Origin of the sequence: Microcoleus sp. D3_18_C2 (genome assembly GCF_036702395.1) — a bacterium.
Taxonomy (GTDB): Bacteria; Cyanobacteriota; Cyanobacteriia; order Cyanobacteriales; family Microcoleaceae; genus Microcoleus.
The window spans coordinates 25,376-41,113 of record NZ_JAUBTG010000016.1 but is presented as its reverse complement, the minus strand read 5'-3'; the positions used below and the strand labels follow the sequence as shown (position 1 = coordinate 41,113).

Here is a 15,738-nt window from a genome sequence, read left to right as displayed (position 1 = left end):
CAGTGCCAGCCATCCAATCACCCCAAAACCCCACACACCGCCCTAAATCACCGCATTCTTAACCCTCACCAGTGCCAGCCGTCCGATCGCCCCGATCGCCTCGGAGTCATCCGATCGCCCTGTTGAATCTGGCAATTTGAAGGGGTAACGACAGCCGAAAAAAATTACTCCCTCAAAAAAACACCTACCCCTAGGCGCAAATTTTATCCATCAACCCGATTCAAATTCCAGTCGTAAGGCAAAAAAACGATCGCCCATCCATCACCCACAGCCACCTCCGGCCCCAAATAACCGCCCACATACTCAGCCACCGAACCCGCCGTCTTGACAAAATCCTCCCCGTACCACTTAAAAATCTTGCTCAAATAAAGCGTCTTTTTCTGGGCATCATATCGCACCTTATCAGGATTGTGAATAAAACGGCTGGCATCCGCTTCTAGTTGAGTCCGTACCGACTCCGGGAAATAAGCCCCCCGGCGCAGCAGCGGGCACCCGACAGAAGCGCAAACTAATGCAAAATGGATGCGCGGTTCGGCAAATTCCGGCCGCAAAATGGCGTGTTCGATTTGATTGAGACTGTACTTTTTGCCGCCAATAATCGAATTGGAACGGGTGAAAAAATCCAAAAAACTCAGCCAGTTAGGAATTCCCAAAACTTTGGGACGGATGGACGCGATCGGATATACTTCCAGAACTTGAGAAATTGCGATCGCATTGTAGGAATTCAGCCACAACGCCAGCCGCGCATCCGCATCGCTACCATCCGCCAAATCCACATCCGCCAAACTTTCCAGCCACGCCCTCAAAACATCCGCCCCCTCAGCTTTCCAGCCCCGATAATTGACGCGGCCCAAATCGTCAACGTAGCGTTGCAGCAACTCGTCCCAAATCGTAAAGTCGATCGTACCGATCATTTATTACTATCCATATGATAAGGCGGGCATGGCTTTAACTTCTGCTTCTATAGCAATCCTAAATCATTTGTGAATTTCTTACTCCCTCCCCTTAGCAAGGGGAGGGTTGGGGTGGGGTTAAAAATTTACGACTCCTGCAAGGATTTCTCTATTTAATACTACCGTCAACCCAAATAATACCTCCAACGGTAGCATTTTTTAGATTAGACCTGTTAAACGGGCTCTGGATTAAATTAGCTTGAGTAAAATTAGCGCCTTGTAAATTAGCTTGCCACAAAGAAGCACCGCTCAAAGTTACCCCGGATAAATTAGCTTCCCTAAAATTTGCTTCTCTCAAATCTGCCCCTTGCAAATTCGCATTTGCTAAACTCGCGTACAGCAGGCGAATGCCGATAAAATCGCCGACCTGAGACTGGTTAGTTTACCGCAACTAATTGATTTGCTGCGGGTTAGGTGCAATCACTGGTGTAGCCAACCCGAAAATCATTCCCCATGAAACTGCTCCCAAAGTTACAGATTTCCTGCTCTTTACATTCTACAATCTTAAAAGATTCTTAATTTCAATTTCAACGGGGATCGGTTTCTTCCGGCACAACACCAATCCCACTTTGACCTGCAATTTTTTAAATTCCCCTTACCTCCATAACACACCATGAGCGATCGAACCAACTTTTTCGATAAACTGTTAGCGGCTGTTGAAAGCAATCAAAGTTTGCTTTATTTAGCCCTCGACCCCGACCCGGAAACCTTGCCCCCGCAGGTTTCCATGACTGGGGAAGAAACTCAAACTTTTGTAACTGATTTGTTGTCAAAGCTAAAAAGTGCGATCGACCAAACAGCCGATTTAATCTGTGCCTGCAAAATCACCCTCGGTTTTTACCAATCTCTCGGTATTCCCGGTTGGGCATTACTGCAAGAAATTTTAACAATTATTCCCCCTCACCTGCCAGTAATTTTAGATGCCAAACACTGCGATTTAAATACCAGCACAGTGTTTGCCAAAATTGTATTTCAAGACTGGCGAGTTGACGCTATTACCTTAAGTCCCTATGCCGGATTCGACCAAGTAGCGCCATTTTTGTTATACGCCGGAAAAACTGTTTTTGTGCTCTGTGCCACCGCCAACCCGTCAGGGGCTGCTTTGCAAGAATATCCCACGCCAAACAACCCTTTTTACTTGCAATTAGTTCGACTATCTCAAACTTGGGGAACTCCCGAAAAACTCGGTTTAGAAGTAGGAGTAATGCCGGATATGTTAGCCCGCATCCGCAAAGAAGCTCCTGAACGCCTAATTTTAGTCGAAGGAGACATCGCCGAAGAAAATGACCTGACAGAAGAAAACGACCTCGCACAACTGCTGGCGGCCGGTTTAAGCACAAATGGTGATGGTTTGCTGCTGCCAGTCCCCCCAAGTTTATTAGCGGGGAAAGAGCCGCGCCGAGAAATTGACAAATTGCGGGATAGTATTAATAAACAGAGGGTGCGGGCGATCGAAGGTAGTCCCACTTGCGAACTGTGGCTGCCCGATGTTTGCTTTTTGCAACCGGAACCTCACCGCGATTTAATCTTGCAACTTTATGACATCGGCTGCGTAGTTTTTGGCGACCACGTACAAGCATCGGGTGCCGTATTTCCATATTACATCGACTTGCGGAAAATAATTTCTATTCCGCAGATTTTCCATCAAATTGTCAGCGCTTATGCAGACATTCTCAAGGATTTAAAATTCGATCGCATTGCCGGAATTCCCTACGGTTCTTTACCCACAGCAACCGGTTTAGCATTGCGGATGGAACGCCCGATGATTTTCCCGCGCAAAGAGGTGAAAACTTACGGTGCAGGCAAATTAATTGAGGGGCATTTTCAGGCAGGAGAAACGATTGTCGTAGTCGATGATATTTTGATTAGCGGCAAAAGCGTGATGGAAGGCGCGGCTAAGTTAAAATCGGCTGGGTTGAATGTGGAAGATATCGTGGTATTAATCGACCACGAACAGGGAGTCAAAGACAAGATGCAGGCTAACGGTTATCGCGCACATTCTGTGTTAGCGCTTTCGGAAATTGCTCAAACTTTGTATCAAGCAAATCGCATCGATACCGAGCAATTCAATCTTTTGACTGCGGAACATTAAACCCCAATTCCAGTAGGGGCGGGTTTTACCAACCATAATTGCCAAAAACTAATAATATGATAAACCCGCCCCTGAGATTTTGTATCAAGCCAGTCGCATTGATACCGAGCAATTCAATCTTTTGAAACAGGAACATTAAACCCCAATTCCAGTAGGGGCGGGTTTTACCAACCATAATCGCCAAAAATTAATAATCTTATAAACCCGCCCCCTCCCAACGGTAAGCCTCAATGTACCTTTTTCCCTGCGATCAAAGTCAAGGTTGATATAGGTTATTAGTTGTGTGGGGGCGGGTTTATGAGATTGTGCGTGTGCGTCGAATATTATTGGTAAAACCCGCCCCTACCAGACCATTAATCAACCTTGCAAAACTTCAATTAAAGCATCGCCCATTGCCCGACAGCCGACGAGTTTCATGCCTTCCGACATGATATCACCAGTGCGATAACCTCGATCCAAAACTTCGACAACTGCTTGCTCAATTTTATTAGCAGCTTCCGGCTGATTTAAGGCGTAGCGCAGCATCATTGCCGCGCTTAAAACTTGGGCGATAGGATTTGCTTTATCTTGTCCGGCGATGTCGGGTGCGGAACCGTGCACGGGTTCAAAAACTCCCGGCCCGCTTGCTCCCAAACTAGCAGAAGGCAGCATCCCAATACTACCAGTTAGCATCGCCGCCGCATCGGAAAGAATGTCGCCGAATAAATTGCCGGTGACAATCGTATCGAACTGTTTCGGCCAGCGAATTAACTGCATGGCGGCATTGTCAACGTAGAGGTGAGAAAGTTCGACATCAGGGTATTCTGAAGAAAGGGCAATAATACGATCGCGCCACAGTTGCGAAACATCCAAAACATTCGCTTTATCAACGGAACACAGCCTTTTGCTCCGCTTCCTAGCCGTCTCAAAAGCGACTCGCCCGATTCTGTCAATTTCCGACTCGGTGTAAGCCATCGTATTAACGCCGCGTTTTTCGCCTGTTTCCGTCTCAAAAATACCTTTCGGTTTGCCGAAATAAATGCCGCCTGTGAGTTCGCGGATGACCATAATATCCACGCCTTCGACAACTTCCCGTTTCAAACTAGAAGCATCAACCAATTGCGGTAAAATAGTCGCAGGTCGCAAATTTGCAAACAATCCCAATCCGGCGCGCAGTCCTAATAATCCAGTTTCCGGGCGCTGTTCGCGGGGCAAATTATCCCACTTGTAACCGCCAATTGCTGCTAACAATACTGCATCGCAGTTGCGGCATTTTTCCAGTGTTTCTTCGGGTAGCGGATTGCCTGTTGCATCAATAGCAGCGCCGCCCATTAAAGCTTCTTGAAATTCAAAGCCGATGTCCAATTGTTGACCGACAAGTTTCAGGACATCTACCGCTACAGCGATAATTTCAGGGCCGATGCCGTCTCCTGGTAAAAGAGTGATGCGGTAGTTTTGAGTCATATCGATTTTGGAGTTTTGATTTGAGATTTGAGATTGAGAGTTAATGGGAATTCTTTGGAAATGCAAGACATTCTCACAAGGTTATAATCATATCAGGATAAGCAACCTCAGAATTGATTATGACATTCCCGACTTACCCGCCTGCTCAAGCTGAACCGCCTTTAGACCCCCGGCAGAGTTTGCCAACAATGTATGATTTACCTAGCGAAGACCCAAAGGAGCCCGGTTTGCCAGATACATTTCATTTAGATCAGCCGCAACTCTTGGAATTCACGTTTTTGCCGCCGGGATGGGATGCCGAACAAGTCTTTACAGCCTGTTACCTAAATTTGTATTACGATGCAACACAACCGCGCTGGCATAAACGCCCGGATTGGTTTGCTGCGGTGGGTGTGCCAAGGCTTTATCAAGGGCGCGATATGCGTTTGAATTATGTAGTTTGGCAAGAACGGGTAAATCCGTTTGTGGTGGTGGAATTGCTATCGCCGGGAACTGAAGATGAAGATTTAGGGCGGACTGTTCAGCAAGCTGGGGAACCGCCGACTAAGTGGCAAGTTTATGAACAAATTTTGCGGATTCCTTACTATTTTGTGTTCAGTCGCTACACGGATGAATTGCGAGCTTTTCATCTTGTAGGAGGCCACTATGAACCTGCAGAATTAATTGATGGGCGGTTATTTATTCCTGAGTTGCAGTTGAGTTTAGGTTGGTGGCAAGGGACTTATAAGAGTATGAATCGGTTGTGGTTGCGGTGGTTTACGGCCCAAGGAGGGTTGATTTTGAGTCCGGGTGAAAGAGCAACGGCGGCGGAACGGCAACTGATAGAATCTCAACAGCAAGTTCTAGAATCTCAACAGCAACTCATAGAATCTCAACAGCGAGAGGAAAGACTAGCGGCGCGGTTGCGGGAACTAGGCATCGATCCTGAAAAGTTGGTTTAATAGTTCTCGCACCCAGGCCTGGTGAAACCCGGTTTCAACTCCTCGAATCCGCGCAACAGGAGTGAAATAAGATAAAAATAGTTCGATCGCACGCACGTACAAAAAAATCGGCAAGGAGTCGCACCAGTGGCAGAGGGCGAAGGCATACCAACAGCAGCACAAATTGATTATCGGGACTATTCTTGGGCCTTTTGGCCAGTTGTCCCCCTCTATCCCTACAGCAAGCGGCGCACTATCCGCAAGGAAATAGTCAAGGACACAATCTGGACTTTTGACCAACTACAAGGCATTTTTTACGTTGTCGTCCCGATTCGGATGACAGTAATTAAACTAGAACCCGAAGGCCTTCTCGTCTACGCCCCCGTTGCACCGACTCCTGAGTGCATCCGCTTGGTAAAAGAGTTAGTAGCAGAGCACGGCGAGGTGAAGTACATCCTGCTGACAACGGTTTCCGGCATCGAGCACAAAGTTTTTGTCGGCCCCTTTGCGAGGTGTTTTCCCGAAGCGCAGGTGTTTGTCGCCCCGCAGCAGTGGAGTTTCCCGGTGAATTTGCCGCTGAGTTGGCTGGGTTTGCCCGCGAAACGCACGTCTGTACTGCCCTTTGACAGCAGCAACACGCCCTTAGCCGATCAATTTGACTGGGCAATTCTCGGCCCCCTCGACCTTGGTTTGGGCAGATTTGCTGAAGTTGCCTTATTTCACAGACGATCGCACACGCTGATGTTAACAGATTCCATAGTTTCGATTCCCGAAAATCCGCCGGCGATCGTCCAACTCGACTCGTACCCCCTGCTGTTTCACGCCAAAGACAGCGCCTCGGACATTGTGGCAGACACCCACGAAAATCGGCGCAAAGGGTGGCAGAGAATCGCCTTATTTGCCATGTATTTTAGCCCCAGCGTGCTGGAAGTGCCGCCGTGGTCGGAGGTATTTGCCAATGCAGGCAAAGCGCCAGAACGCTCTAGGAAAGCTTATTTCGGGTTATATCCGTTCAAGTGGAAAAAACATTGGGAGCGATCTTTTGAGGCTTTGCGGGGAGGAGGGCGGTTGTTTGTCGCGCCGATTCTGCAGACTTTGATTCTCAACCGCGCGCCGAGGGAAACTCTCGATTGGGTGGATAAAGTGGCGAGTTGGGAGTTTCAAAGAATTGTACCTTGTCACTTCGATAGTGCGATCGACTCCCGGCCGCGTGAATTTCGGCAAGCATTCTCGTTTCTGGAAAAACACTCGCCTGTTAATTCCTTACCCGAAGATGATTTTAAATTGCTCAGGCAGATTGATGCGGGTTTGAATAAAACAGGTTTGGTTCCGCCTGCGAAAGACAAGGTTTAATCGGAAATTTTGCACCATTCTGAATAAGCTGTTTGAGCACAGGCAAGATGCCTGTGCCACAAAAAAATAAAGTATTGTGGAACGGGCCGGAGAGCCCGTTTGAGCACAGGCAAGATGCCTGTGCCACAAAAAAATAAAGTATTGTGGAACGGGCCGGAGAGCCCGTTCCGGCTAGAAGCCTACCAAAAAGATTAAACTCTTGACAATTGGTGTCGGTTTATTCATTTATCTCATTAAATTATTAATCATCTCATCCACCCTCAAAAGTTCTTGAATAATTTGCTCTACCCTCTGCAGTTCATGTATAGGATTTATGCTTCTAATAGTTTTCGGGGATGTAGCTGAAGTATGTGCCGCCACACCTCTTTCTTCCCCTAACGTATTCATGGTAGCCAGCCAAACAGAATCTAAATCATCGGTATCTATTCCTATTGGCAAAAGCAACGCCAGAAGATTAGATTCTTTGATGCCATGATTCTGGTCAATACTTCGCTTAAAACTATTAATAGCTAAATCTATTTTTTTGTTGACTTTTATTTTTTCCGGTGGCAAAGCTTTACTTCCCTTAGTTGGAGTCAGTGTATCTGGTGGTGCTTCCATCATTTGACCAGAAAAGCCAAGCAAGCAGATTAAAGTACGGCAACTCTTACCCTGACTATCCCAATTCTTTTTAGCATTAAGGGCTACTTCCCAAACTCTGTCCTCAAAATAAGCCTCAATTTCGGCATGAACTAAAACTCTGTAGGCAAGAGTTAAGGCTAGCTGCCGCTCGGAATATGAACCTAGAGGATTAATCTTAGGAAAAAATTGTTTTTTTAACCTATTTAACTGCTGGGTTAGAGTACGAAATCTAACGGATTTTGGCATACCTCTTAATAACTTACCTCAAACCGTTAAAGATAATATGGTTATCTACGAGTTCAGGTACATTAAACTCTACATCCAAAACCTTTAACAAAGCTTTGCCCCACAGTGAGAGACGAGTATGAGTTTCGCGAATGCTAGTTGTGCTTTTCTCAACAGCTTCTCTGAATTCGCTATTAGATGATGAACATAACTCTTTAAAAGCTTTTTGCACACCCGCCGGATTCTTCTCAGCAACTTCACTAATAACTGGATCTGAAAAATAAAAAACCATTACATCTAAAATAGCTCGATTAAACTTGCCTCGGTAACTATTAGAACTACTCAACCACACACGAAATATATTTTCTTCTCCAAATATTGTAGTGGTTGTTTGCACTGCCTTTTCAAATTGGCTAACTGTATATCTGACCTCAGTTTCTTTCTCTTTCCAATCCTTGTTGAGCTTTTTGCAAGTCATATCCAGGAACACTTTAAGATTACCGCGATAATCGGATAAAAAATGATGGAATCCTACATATCGCAGTAATAATTCGACATCGCGCATCCGAGGATCGGGATTTTGGGATTTAAGTATTTTTCTTAAAGCCTGATTTTTAATTGATTCGTCATCTAAAAAATTGATGAAATCACCTGGATGCAATGCTTGCCTGAGTTCTTGTGGAGATAGCGGAGTATTTTCTACATTCAGACGGAGAAAAATTTTGTAGAGTAAACTTTCTGTATGCCAATTCCGAATCAATGTAGTACGAAGAGTTTGATTATCCAGTGCATCAAGTACAGAACTATGGAGAAGATCGTTTTTTAGATCCTCATGCGTACAACCATTGAGTTCAGGTCTAAATTCTAAGTTTTTCAAAGCAAAACTATCGTTGGGAGTTTCGCTCCTTCCATAAAATTGCAGAATCGTAAGCAAGCGTTGCTTGCCGTCAAGAACTACAAATTTTCCGCGTTTTTTATCTTGAGAAGCCAAAACTATATCTGGAATGGGAAATCCTAGAAAAATAGATTCAATAAACCTGCTTTTACGAGTTATATCCCAAGCATCTCGCCTTTGAAATCTTGGATTAAGTTGAATATTGTCACGAACAAGTTGATCGAGTATGGTGGCTGTCGTCCAGTCATTTCCAGCTACAATTATTTCGGAAATTTCGTCTAAGACTGATTTGGGATTACCATTAGATTCAAGCTCATAATCTAGAGCTTCCTCTTCCTCATCGAAGCTTACTTCTTCTTGTTTTTCTAAGAGGTTTAGTTCAGGCATGACCGCGCTCTACTGGGTAATTTTAATTTGGATACATTATACCTAAGTATAGCAGAAGTCAGAAGCCTTAAGTTATCATAGCAGTAACTAATTTATCGATTATGAAAACGATCGCTTTTAATTTTTACGGATTTTTAAGCTAGATGGCGAATTTTTCAACTTAAACTCATCAAACTTCACCACTTCCGACTCCGGTTTCCGCGTATCAAAATAGTAGCTGCTAACCGTACCCTCCCCCGTATCAAAAATAGTAAAAGCCGTAATATCATTGCTATCAATATAAGGCAGCGGCCGCCCGTCTTCTCCCAACAAAGGCGCAACAGTCGGCACCACAGGTTCCAATCCGTTCGGGTCTCCAATAGCGCTGTAATCTTCCCGATATGCCGGCGGCACAAATCGGCGCTTTTCCCCCGCAAAAGCACCGTAACTGTTGCCCACATTAGAACTCTCCAAAAAGTGCATTCCGCTGGAACTTACAAACCGATTCCACAAGTGCGAATGTCCGTAAAATACCAACTGCACGCCCGCTGTTTCTAGTAGCGGCACTACATCCCGAATCAGATAATCTTGCTGTTTCGGATACTCGTAACGCACCATTTTAATCTCGCCATCGAGAGCGCGATCGACTATTTGCACAGGGTCAGTATAAGCAGGTACAATATTGTCACCCAGAGAATGGGGCGGGTGGTGAAACATCACAATTTTATATTTTGCCTGCTGGAATTCCGAGCTTTTTAACTCTTGTTGCAGCCAATTATATTGAGCGCTGCCCTTGACAATCGGCTCAAAAATATGCTGTCCGTATCCCCATTTTTCGGGATGATTAAAATCTTCGTCCCGTTCCCGATACCTGCCTCTCGCACGCGGATCTAAATTCGGAGTCCGCCAGATATTCGTAACATACAAAGTCACTAAGCGTACATCCCCAAAAGTCACAGCATAGTAATTTTTGCCTCCAGGTAAATTGAAAATTTCGTCATAGGTATCGCTATTAAAACTCTTGTTTTTTAGCCAGATTTCCCGCACTGAAGAGTCATTATTAAGATTCAAAGAGGCAGCACGTTGAGCGTATATTTTCTCCGCAGCGGCGCGGGGAAAAGGATCGTTAAATTGGTCATCGAGTTTGCTGTTGGTTGCAAAGCGACCCATGATTTCGTGATTGCCAATGGCCGGAAATAAAGGCGCGTGTTGAATCAGTTCGCCGCCGCTGTAAACGGTTTTGATGCCGTTTTTGTCGAGTTCGGAAAATGCGCGACCTTGCAGAGACGGAAAGAAGGCGCGGCCTCGGTAATCGTCAAACCATTCAGAAGCGCGATCGGGTATATTAATTAAATCCCCTGCCATGAAAACCGCGTCAACTCTGCCAATTGTTTCGGCTACTTTCTGGAGATTTGCTGCTGTCATCGGCATCAATTGATGGTCAGAAGTGAGGAGAATTTTGAGCGCACTTCCTGCTGCGGGTGTCGGAGAAAGAGTGAAAACTTTGCTGCTGACAGATGCGCCGTCTTTCCTTTCGCTAGTGACTCGATAAGGAATGCGAACACCGGGCATTAAATTGGGGACTTCTGCTTCATGGCGCCAGATGTCGCGGACAATTGGATTGCTGTCAATAATGCTTTGTTTCATTTCATCGGAGATGCGCGAGTCTTTGTCTTCGCGAGTGCGGCTTAGCTTGGTAGTATTTGCCGTCACGACTTGATTCAAATTTTCGCCGTAATCAACTGTGTTGCGAGTACCGGCAAACTCTGTGAACCAGACAACTCGCACCGAGTTTGCTGTTGGGACTTGCAGAAACGGGTCGGTTAAAAGCTGAGGTTTGTTAAGGTAAGATTGCATCATGAAACCTAGCAATAGGACAATCAAAATCAAAACACCAAAAAACCAGGGATTGCGAGAATAACCTTGAGAAAATTCTACTTTATTGGGCAAAGGCGTTAACATAATTCATTAGTCATTAGTTTGTAAGGGCGGGTTGCACCAGCCAAACAGAACTCCCCACCCCAATAATATATAAACCCGCGCCACCCACTTTAAATTTTAAACTACCCACGTTATCAAAAAGTTAAGAAATTAGTAAAATATTTCCGATAAAAGAAACCTCCACCCTTTTTGGAAATCTTCTGAGTTCTCCATTCTCTTTCTCTGTGCCCTCTGCGCCCTCTGCGGTTCATAAAAAAAAATCAAAAATGACTGAGACTTGCGATATAACATTCTTAACACCCTGACTTCAATCTAAAATCTAAAATCTAAAATCTAAAATCCCATGACCCGCCACCTTCTCAAAGCCAACTGCAAAACCGTACACTTGGGCGGTTTTTCTCCGAATATCGAACCTGCTTTAACTGTCGATTCGGGCGATCGCATCGATATCGAAACCTATTCAGGATATTATGTTGCTGACAAAGCGCCGCCCGAATTTCTCACCCCCGAATTTTTAGATATTTGTCAGAATTTGCCTCCCAACCGCAAAGTTGGGCCGGGGCCCCACTTGCTGACAGGCCCGATTTATGTTAACCATGCCGAACCGGGAGACGTTTTAGAAATTCACATTGAGGATGTTTACCCAAGTTTGCCCGTAGGATTTAATGCAATTCGCGCCGGATGGGGTTCTTTACCTGAGTATTTCCCCGAACCTAAATTGCGGTTTATTCCGCTAGATTTAGAGCAAAAAACTGCTGAATTTCCCACAGGTAGCGGCATTCGGATTCCCCTGCATCCTTTTTTTGGAATTATCGGCGTTGCTAATGCACAAATCAACCGTTCTTCTATTCCTCCAGAGCGCTACGGCGGCAATATGGACAATCAGGAACTCCAAGCAGGAACGCGGTTATTTTTACCTGTTTTTCTGCGCGGCGGTTTACTGTCCATTGGCGACGGACATTCGGCACAAGGAGATGGTGAAGTTGACGGTACTGCGATTGAAACTTCGATGAACGGGACTATTCAGATCATCTTACGCAAGGATTTATTTCTGATATTTCCGTTTGCGGAAACGCCCACTCATATTGTGATTATGGGATTCGGTAGAACATTAGATGAAGCGTTTGAGCTGGCAGTAAAACAGACGGTTTATTGGCTGCAAAAGTTTGCGGGTTTCCAAGAGGAAGATGCTTATGTTTTGTGTTCGCTTGCGGTAAATTTTCGGATTACGCAGGCTGTTAACAATCCTCAAAAAGGAGTTCACGGAATGATTCCCAAGTGTATTCTGCTCGATGTGAACATTATTGACCACCGAGTTTGAGGTAATATGATAACACGCGAGCGACCAAAAAATTAGGATCGCGATCGCACAAACTACACAAATTTGTCACTGCTGTGGTCGATCGGGATCGCGTTCCTGTTGACAATTAAGCTTAAAATGGATAAGTTACCAGTTCTACCTCAATCGAACTCAACATGAAAAACCAGACTGACGATGTTGCCAAAAAAGATTTAGTCGATCGAGCTTTTGGGAGTGCAGCAATACCAGATCCAACAGCGTGGGTGCACGAACATTATTTTCTGGCTAATTTCGCTGATACTCTGGCCCACATCCAAGAACATATGTCTGAAGACAGTTGCGAAATCGGCGAGAATGTTGAATCGGGTGAGGGAATATTATCGATCGATGCTAAAATTAGAGATATGTTGAGAGCTACTTTTAGCGACGACGGCTGGCAGTATGTCGAAAGTTTATTGTGAGTTTGGTAAAATCCATAAGTATTTGTACGTTCATAATTTGAGAGCGTAAGTTATAGCAGTTTAAAAAAGAATCCAACTTTATGCCGGTGATCTAAACCATTAGATCATGCGTTATGCCCAATTCTTTAATCTCAAATCTCAAATAATATCAATTTCTTCCCTCAACGCAGACTCGCAACTCAGAATAGCTGGGTGCATTTCCACCCCCAGTTTAAGTAAACTTGACCTATTGTGATGTAGGATACTTTAGATGGGGGGGAAATTACTGTCGCTAGGAATTTCGATCGATCGCAAAAACGCTGCACTTTCTTCGGGCAAAGCAGTATTGATAAACATCCCGCTGCCCAACTCAAATCCAGCTTGCTTGGTGACTCTGGGAATAATTGCGATATACCAGTGAAAGTATTTTGTTCCCCCTTCGGCGATCGGTGCCGATCGAATAGTATAGTTGTAATCGGGATTGTTTAATCCGTAATAAAGCTTAGCCAGTACAGTTTTCAAAGTATCAGCAAGATCCGTAATTTCCCCATCAGTAAGGTCATCAAATGAAGAGGAATGTCGGCGCGGAAAAATCCAAGTGTGAAACGGTGAAAGTGCAGCGTAAGGGATAAAAGCCACAAAATGTTCACTCTCACAAATCACTCTTTCCTCCGCCGCTAATTCATCTTCCAAAGTTCGGCAAAACAGACATTCTCCGGTGTCATCAAAATATCTAATAGCTTCGTCGATGCGGCTGCGAAATTGGCTGGGTACAACGGGCGTCGCTGCTATCTGCGAGTGGGGGTGTTCGAGAGAAGTTCCGGCAGTTTCCCCGTGATTTTTGAAGATAATAATAGTTTCAATGTGGGGATTTTTTCTAATTTCTACATAGCGCTGGCGGTATACTAAAAGTATGTTTTCAACTTCTTCAACACTCAACAAAGCTGTCGTCAAATCGTGTCGCGGATGTTCGACAATTACTTCGTGCACGCCGATTCCCGCCATCGTGCGGTGAATTCCCGATGATATCCTCATCCATTTGGCTGTCGGGGAGAGGGCGGGATATTTGTTGTGAATTGCCCGGACTTTCCAGCCCGTGCGTGAAGCGAAGCTATCCCGTAGGGAATCGCCCAAACGGCAAGTTTCTAAGGTTCCGTCTTCCTCATTTCCCACGCAAAACGGGCAATCGGCACGGTGCGGGGGCACTACTGCAGCCGACTTTTTTTTGTTAGCGAATTGATCCGGTCTTGTCGCCCGTTCGGTGGCGATGATTACCCAATCTCTGGTAATTAAATTTTGTCTAAGTTCAGACATTTTTTTACCTTCAGTTGCAGGGTTTAAACGTTGATAATTCTATAAAATAATTGGTATTATGTCACTAGCTATTGCATTTCTTTAACAGATATTGATTTATAAATTTTCCAGCATTTTTCCAACAGAAGTTCACAACAGTTGGTTGCCATCGACGATAGAGGCCGATTAGGACTAAAGTGGTACAGAATATCGGTCTAGGCAGTACGGGGAAGCACAGCTTTTAACCGCAGAGATTAAGCCAACTGCAACTGCACATTCTGCAACTTGCAAATAGCTTTCAACACTTGGGCCAACAAGAGCGATCGCTCTCGGTCAATCAAATTCAATTCCGGTAAAATCTGATAAGTACAAGGATTTCCCCGCGTCAGATACACAAACTGATAGTTACGTCCATTCGTGGTCAATCCCCAAACAGACGATTGCTGCTGCAAACTTTTATAAGCATAAGTCAGCAATTGCGGCAAACCGGCCCAAGGATCGATCCTCTTCGAGGGCTTCGCTAACGCACTATTTTTCGCCTCCACTACCAAAATCCAAAACTGTGCCGCCGCGAGCTCTGCATCCGGCTGATTTACCGCTAAGACATCCAAGCGGCCTTTAATTAAAGTATCCGCATCCTCAACCTCGATGGGGATGCTATCTTCCATTGTCAGCACCACAGGAACTTTAAAAAATCCCGTTAATTTCATTAACGGTGAAAGTGACAAAAACTTAACCAATTCTTCAGAAACCTTTCCCACTTCTAGATAGCGCCAAAAGTCATTGCTGATTTGCAATAATTCCTGCTGTTCAAAATCCGTCAGAGGTTCCAGAGAGAAAAAATCAGTAAATCCTCCTCCTGTTTGTCTTTCCAATTTGAGAAGGCGGTGAACGTCATTTAGCGATAGTTGGCTTGCTTCAAAATTTTGCGTCATGGCTTTTGTGCGATCGGCTGTTTATGTCAATTATAAAAGAATTACCATCGGATTTGTTATGATATAATCATACCAGATATCGCTCCTGTAAATCGGGTAGATTGTATGAAAGCAATTAAAGTGATGGCAACGATCGACGATCGAGGACAATTGTGCGTTGGTGAACCGCTCAATTTATATCGCAACAGCCGAGCCGAAGTAATTGTGCTGGTTCCAGAAGGAACAGACATTAATAAAGAGAAGCAATCTCATGAAGCCAACCACCAAACCACGCAACTAGAAGACTATTTCAACTTCCTCAGACCTGACGATATTCGGCTCAAAGGTTCCCGGATCGGCATCGAAACCATTCTCTATGAATACCTGTTTCGCGCTCGAACTCCCGAAGAAATAGCTAACATTTATACATCGCTCACCCTCGAACAAGTTTATGCGACCATTTTGTACTACCTGCACAACAAAGAAGCAGTCGGTAAATACATAACCGAATGGTTGGAATGGGGCGAAAAAATGCGAGAAGAACAGCGCCGCAATCCTCCTCCTGTGGCCGAAAAACTTCGCAAACTGAGAGCAGAAAGAGATGCAAGGAGAAAAGCTGATGGCAATCCAGTATCTCTTTGATGAAAATGTCGATCCTGCCTATCCTAGCCAAATTCGCAGACGCAATCCCGATCTGGTTGTTCTAGCAGTGGGAGAACTAACAGCACCTTCTAAAGGGACTCTCGATCCAGAAATTCTTATTTGGTGCGAAATCCACAATTTCATTCTTGTTACCAACAACCGCCGCTCTATGCCCGTTCATTTAACAGATCATTTAGAGCAAAATCGCCATCTTCCCGGAATCTTTCTCCTGAATTCCAAGCTGAGTATTGGTCAAAATATTGACGAACTGATTTTGATTTATGAAGCATCATTTGAGAATGAGTACGAAGATAGAATTTACAATTTACCAGTGCTCTAA

The 15,738-nt window shown here is 44.9% G+C and carries 15 protein-coding genes; 7 read left to right on the top strand and 8 right to left on the bottom strand.

Annotation, left to right across the window (positions count from 1 at the left end):
• Positions 1–203 precede the first annotated feature (203 nt).
• A complete protein-coding gene (locus tag QUA88_RS12585; protein ID WP_333271946.1) occupies positions 204–914 on the bottom strand; it encodes a DUF547 domain-containing protein in 711 nt (236 codons plus the stop codon).
• A 148-nt stretch (positions 915–1,062) separates the two neighbouring features.
• On the bottom strand, positions 1,063–1,293 hold the full coding sequence (locus QUA88_RS12580) for a pentapeptide repeat-containing protein (protein ID WP_333272022.1): 231 nt from the start codon (positions 1,291–1,293) through the stop codon (positions 1,063–1,065).
• Positions 1,294–1,566: 273 nt separating this feature from the next.
• Between QUA88_RS12580 and QUA88_RS12575 the strand changes: the two genes are divergently transcribed.
• On the top strand, positions 1,567–3,045 hold the full coding sequence (locus QUA88_RS12575) for a bifunctional orotidine-5'-phosphate decarboxylase/orotate phosphoribosyltransferase (protein ID WP_333271943.1): 1,479 nt from the start codon (positions 1,567–1,569) through the stop codon (positions 3,043–3,045).
• A gap of 357 nt (positions 3,046–3,402) precedes the next feature.
• On the opposite strand, the gene leuB is transcribed toward QUA88_RS12575, so the two are convergent.
• Positions 3,403–4,488 (bottom strand): 3-isopropylmalate dehydrogenase, encoded by a 1,086-nt coding sequence (gene leuB / locus QUA88_RS12570; RefSeq protein WP_333239935.1) that lies wholly within the window; start codon positions 4,486–4,488, stop codon positions 3,403–3,405.
• A 119-nt stretch (positions 4,489–4,607) separates the two neighbouring features.
• Between leuB and QUA88_RS12565 the strand changes: the two genes are divergently transcribed.
• Both QUA88_RS12565 and QUA88_RS12560 read left to right on the top strand, forming a co-directional pair.
• A complete protein-coding gene (locus tag QUA88_RS12565) occupies positions 4,608–5,429 on the top strand; it encodes a Uma2 family endonuclease (protein ID WP_333271940.1) in 822 nt (273 codons plus the stop codon).
• Positions 5,430–5,555: 126 nt separating this feature from the next.
• The gene (locus QUA88_RS12560; protein WP_333271937.1) at positions 5,556–6,761 is read left to right on the top strand and encodes a DUF4336 domain-containing protein; all 1,206 of its coding nucleotides are present in this window, start codon (positions 5,556–5,558) and stop codon (positions 6,759–6,761) included.
• Positions 6,762–6,986: 225 nt separating this feature from the next.
• On the opposite strand, the gene QUA88_RS12555 is transcribed toward QUA88_RS12560, so the two are convergent.
• From QUA88_RS12555 to QUA88_RS12545, 3 genes are all read right to left on the bottom strand, one after another.
• Positions 6,987–7,628: a HEPN domain-containing protein gene (locus QUA88_RS12555; RefSeq protein WP_333259246.1), complete on the bottom strand. Its 642-nt coding sequence runs from the start codon at positions 7,626–7,628 to the stop codon at positions 6,987–6,989.
• 13 nt (positions 7,629–7,641) lie between these two features.
• A complete protein-coding gene (locus QUA88_RS12550) occupies positions 7,642–8,889 on the bottom strand; it encodes a DUF262 domain-containing protein (protein ID WP_333259249.1) in 1,248 nt (415 codons plus the stop codon).
• Between the two features lie 117 nt (positions 8,890–9,006).
• Positions 9,007–10,830, bottom strand: coding sequence for a metallophosphoesterase family protein (locus QUA88_RS12545; RefSeq protein WP_333271934.1), 1,824 nt, complete (start codon positions 10,828–10,830; stop codon positions 9,007–9,009).
• A gap of 322 nt (positions 10,831–11,152) precedes the next feature.
• Here QUA88_RS12545 and QUA88_RS12540 point away from each other — a divergent pair, with 322 nt between their 5' ends.
• Together QUA88_RS12540 and QUA88_RS12535 are read left to right on the top strand one after the other, a co-directional pair.
• A complete protein-coding gene (locus tag QUA88_RS12540) occupies positions 11,153–12,130 on the top strand; it encodes an acetamidase/formamidase family protein (protein WP_333053653.1) in 978 nt (325 codons plus the stop codon).
• Positions 12,131–12,285: 155 nt separating this feature from the next.
• Complete coding sequence (locus QUA88_RS12535; RefSeq protein WP_333053652.1) at positions 12,286–12,570, top strand: hypothetical protein; 285 nt, start codon at positions 12,286–12,288, stop codon at positions 12,568–12,570.
• 246 nt (positions 12,571–12,816) lie between these two features.
• Here QUA88_RS12535 and galT read toward each other — a convergent pair whose 3' ends face one another.
• Together galT and QUA88_RS12525 are read right to left on the bottom strand one after the other, a co-directional pair.
• Positions 12,817–13,863, bottom strand: a complete 1,047-nt coding sequence (gene galT / locus QUA88_RS12530) for a galactose-1-phosphate uridylyltransferase (RefSeq protein ID WP_333053651.1) — start codon at positions 13,861–13,863, stop codon at positions 12,817–12,819.
• A 233-nt stretch (positions 13,864–14,096) separates the two neighbouring features.
• The gene (locus tag QUA88_RS12525; RefSeq protein ID WP_333053650.1) at positions 14,097–14,777 is read right to left on the bottom strand and encodes a restriction endonuclease subunit R; all 681 of its coding nucleotides are present in this window, start codon (positions 14,775–14,777) and stop codon (positions 14,097–14,099) included.
• 105 nt (positions 14,778–14,882) lie between these two features.
• On the opposite strand from QUA88_RS12525, the gene QUA88_RS12520 reads away from it, so the two are divergent.
• Both QUA88_RS12520 and QUA88_RS12515 read left to right on the top strand, forming a co-directional pair.
• A complete protein-coding gene (locus QUA88_RS12520; protein ID WP_445243013.1) occupies positions 14,883–15,398 on the top strand; it encodes a DUF433 domain-containing protein in 516 nt (171 codons plus the stop codon).
• A complete protein-coding gene (locus tag QUA88_RS12515; protein WP_333053649.1) occupies positions 15,376–15,738 on the top strand; it encodes a DUF5615 family PIN-like protein in 363 nt (120 codons plus the stop codon). Before QUA88_RS12520 ends, QUA88_RS12515 begins: the two co-directional genes overlap by 23 nt.